General features: G+C 53.9%; 5 protein-coding genes. 3 read left to right on the forward strand and 2 right to left on the reverse strand.

All coding sequences use genetic code 11. The annotated features are described in order from the left end of the window. On the reverse strand, nucleotides 1-501 hold a 501-nt coding region (locus AC1RQ9_RS18585; protein ID WP_485988073.1), incomplete at its 3' end, for a Ros/MucR family transcriptional regulator. A gap of 384 nt (nucleotides 502-885) precedes the next feature. Continuing rightward, on the reverse strand, nucleotides 886-1,107 hold the full coding sequence (locus tag AC1RQ9_RS18590) for a WGR domain-containing protein (RefSeq protein ID WP_338075489.1): 222 nt from the start codon (nucleotides 1,105-1,107) through the stop codon (nucleotides 886-888). 619 nt (nucleotides 1,108-1,726) lie between these two features. Between AC1RQ9_RS18590 and AC1RQ9_RS18595 the strand changes: the two genes are divergently transcribed. From AC1RQ9_RS18595 to AC1RQ9_RS18605, 3 genes are all read left to right on the forward strand, one after another. Beyond that, nucleotides 1,727-2,116, forward strand: coding sequence for a hypothetical protein (locus tag AC1RQ9_RS18595; RefSeq protein WP_110569790.1), 390 nt, complete (start codon nucleotides 1,727-1,729; stop codon nucleotides 2,114-2,116). A 61-nt stretch (nucleotides 2,117-2,177) separates the two neighbouring features. Further along, nucleotides 2,178-3,182 carry a thiol:disulfide interchange protein gene (locus AC1RQ9_RS18600; RefSeq protein ID WP_171791295.1) on the forward strand — a complete coding sequence of 335 codons (1,005 nt, stop codon included), beginning with the start codon at nucleotides 2,178-2,180 and terminating at the stop codon, nucleotides 3,180-3,182. Next, on the forward strand, nucleotides 3,179-3,715 hold the full coding sequence (locus AC1RQ9_RS18605) for a hypothetical protein (protein ID WP_110569791.1): 537 nt from the start codon (nucleotides 3,179-3,181) through the stop codon (nucleotides 3,713-3,715). Before AC1RQ9_RS18600 ends, AC1RQ9_RS18605 begins: the two co-directional genes overlap by 4 nt. Nucleotides 3,716-3,782: the final 67 nt, after the last annotated feature.

The raw sequence follows: 3,782 nt of genomic DNA on the forward strand, positions 1-3,782 counted from the left end.
TGCAGTGTCGACCAACACTTCTTTCGTCGCACTATCGACAGAAGGTGCTGCGGTTGCTTCGTCCACGGGAGCGGTCTGGGGCACCAAAACCTTACGTCCGAGACCCGCGTCTCGCGCCAGAGTCGCCCGCATTTTGGCATACTCCGGAGCAACCATGGGATAATCCATAGGAAGCTGCCACTTCTCTCGGTATTGCGTTGGCGTCATTCCGTACCTTGTCTGCAGGTGACGCTTGAGCATTTTGAGTTTTTTGCCATCTTCCAGACAGACGATGTAGTCAGGAAATACCGACTGCGCGACTGGAACTGCGGGTTGCTGGGCAGGGATGCTGCTGTTTTTCTCTGTGGCCGGTGTTGTTTCGCGGATAGCGGCGTAGACATCGCGGATAAACGCCGGGACATGTTCTGTCGGCAGAGAGGTATTGGTATTGCCGAGATGCGCTGCCACGATGTCGCTCATGGCAATTACAATTGCCGGGGTTAGGTCGTCTGATTGGTCCATGATAAAGCCTCTCCGCTATATTTTTGCCGAATAACATTGCCGGAGTGTAAGTCTTTATGCAATCGGCAAAATATGGCGTATCGAAAGCTAAATTATATATTGCGGTACGTTGCCTACATCGATCACATTGCACCATGAACATCAAGTTTTACGCAAATTGTATGCGGCGGAGCCTGCCCCTGATTACGCTATCAGACGGCGTAAACTGGCTTATGCAGCGGGCCTTTCACGAAAACTACGGCTCACCTCAATGTCGATGATAAGTTTTTTTAGTCGGAATATATCCACACACGAATTTTCCATGACGTGGTGAGCGGATACAGTATTTATCTCTATCACCTGTCTGATGATCACCCCGGGTTATCCTGCAGATAATGCTGCCAGTCATGACTGTGTAACGATATAGCCGCGTTTCAGGCGATAACGGATCATCGCGGTCAGAGCATTCACCGCAGCGCCTTCGTCGGGATAGAGATCCACGCGCTGGGTGCCAGCTGTCCCGATCCTGCCCCAGTTACGAACAAGTGCAGCACCACCGAACAGGTCGGGCTGAACTGACAGTCCGTAATACCGCCACTCATTGAAACTGGGTTGAATACGGCGCAACTGGACCGATAGCGGGAACAGTCCAAGTTGTATTGTTTTCCCTGAGGGAACGGCGCTCCTTGATCTTCTGGATGTCATATTGGTCCTGCGCATCGCATGATGCTAACATGATCTATTATCCAAGTACAGATATTCTGAACTTCTTTCAGCCTTTTGCAACTCCGCGTGGAGCATGCATGGATCATTTCCTACGATCTATGGGTCGGATGATACGATGCGGATGTCTTCCGATACGTCAATCATCCAGCACATTGGTGGTTGCCTCAAGCCATGACCCGGTCGAAGATGACGTAGAAGACGCTTTTTCTCGCCACTCAGGCGTGACTGCCCTTCGATCAGCCAGAAAGTGCAGGGCATGTTTCGAACATGCGTTGCCCGCAGAATATTGACGAAACACTTGGTAACAATAATGAGATATACGTTACAACAAGACGGAATCGTGTAGATTGAGCAGCCTGATCATGATTCCGTGGAGCCAGGTGACCAGATTAAATCACTACGGAAATCGTCAACAATAGCAAAGTATATCGGGTTATGCCGCTCCAGCGCTCCGTAAGAAACATGGCAACCGTGCACTGCGTTGCTTCAGTGTGTTCGTCTTGATCCGTGTGAGGATGATATGAAGTTTGATGAACTTCGCTCGCGTTTCGAGCTTATCGATGACGAACAATCCGGACAGCTATGTCTGACGCTGGTTCAGGCGATTTTAGCGCTGAGATGCAATATTGAATACATTGCTTCTCCAGCGAAAACATCAACTGCCAGGCGTGAGCAGGCAAGATCATTGCACCCCATTCTGGTGCTTTGCCACGAAAAAGGCCGTCAGTTGAAAGACGACCACCCGAATTCCCATTATTTGCAACTCCGCGTTGATATTCTTGTAAAAATGATAAGCGAGATGTCGGTCGAGGAGTTAGGAAGCGAAGCAGAAGATACGTTTATTCTCTCCCCGATCCCCCCCCCTTTTGAAAATCTCCTGTCTCAAGAAAGGGGAAACGACAAGGGATGATTTTTTAATCGCAGTCGCATGATCAGGGCGTACAGGACATAGGTATTGTCCGGAGTCCGCCATGCGCTGTTTCTACGTGTTGCCATTTCTCCTGCTCATGCACGCGCCAGCGCGAGGACAGCAATGCTCTGTGTCTACTCCGATTGAGTCCAGGAGCGACACCATAGGGCCGACCCTGGAACATGATGATAAAGGTAGGACCGATGCAGTCGCCCACCTTGGGATCGCAGGGGCCAACATCGAAAAACTACCCGATCTCCACGGGTTCGAAGCTGGCATCGCCCATACCCGGAACGAACTCCTGGTCTTTTTCGCCCCGGAAAGCCACGCGATCGTGCTTAGCGGCACGCTGATCCCGGTACCCTACGACACCCTACGTTCCCTGGCCGGGTCGCGCGCCCACGATCTCGCACCGGTCGATGGCATCAGGGGAATGTTTGTTCGGGCGGATAACCGTTTTCAGGTCGTCTATGCGACCCCGGATGGCAAGGCAGCAGTCGCGGCCCGGATGTGGGGTGCCGCTGGACAGGACATCACGAAAGACCAGATCAGGGGCATTCCTGGAGCCGTCCCAGAAATCAGTATCTCTGGCGCTTCATCCGACGCTAACGAACAGTCCGAGTTCCAGGGGCTCTCGGGAGGCCTTATAGGGATACCTTCCGCCCCGGAAGTCATCATGTTCATAGACCCGCAATGCATTTACTCGATGAAGGCGATGCATATCCTTCAGCCCGCAATCGATGCAGGGAAAGTTCGCCTGAAAATAGTCCCGCTGTCATTGCTTGATTACGAGGATAACGGCGCCAGTACCGTCAATGCGAGAGCCATGCTATCGCTCCCGGCAAACGAGATGGCACAAGCGTGGGTCAACGGTCGTCTAAACCCGGGATTGGCTGCACCTGAACCGGATAGTGGGGAGAAGCTTGCCCGTAATACCCGGATTGCACGGCAGATAGGGCTCACAGGGACACCAACGTTCGTCTGGATGCACCGCAATGGCGGGACCGGCCGGCTCGACGGCGTTCCCACGGATGTCGCCACATTTCTCACCTCGGTCTCGCAATGAAGACACGACAGGACCAGACCGGCCCGCGGCGTTTTTTTGAAAGAACGCGCAAGGTGGCCCGCGTGGTGATTGGCGACCCACGTACATTGGTCGCCTGGTCCGATGTAACGAGGAATGCCGCGCTGATTGAAGCCCTCGGGAAGGCATTACTGAAGCCTAAAGCCGGTATGCAGGGCCCGCGGGCGCCAGACGGTACCCCTATTGATATCGCCGCGGTCGCTGCCGAATACGGCGTCGAACCCCGCGTTGTGGCGATCTTACTCGATCAGAGACAGCATGAGACATACAGGCGGGCGCTTGCTGCCAGTATGCTCGCTGTTGTTCTGGTGCTTGGCTGGACCGGAGAAATGCTCCTTTCCCACTGGAAGGGCAGCCAACTCCTTGCTGCGCTGGAGTTCGCACCCTTCTGGACATTTCTGACACTCGTGGCGTTTCAGAACGCGTGGCTCAACTGGCAGATCCGCGAACGCCGCCTGGGTTCCGCCCGCCAATTTGTCGCCACCGCCGACAGCCTCATTCCACGCAGGCCGTAACCGCAAGTCCATCTGCTTTACGCTGGTGAATAGATAGGATTGGCGGAGCACTCAGAACGTGCCGGGT

It is taken from the genome of Komagataeibacter ossonobensis (assembly GCF_057359305.1).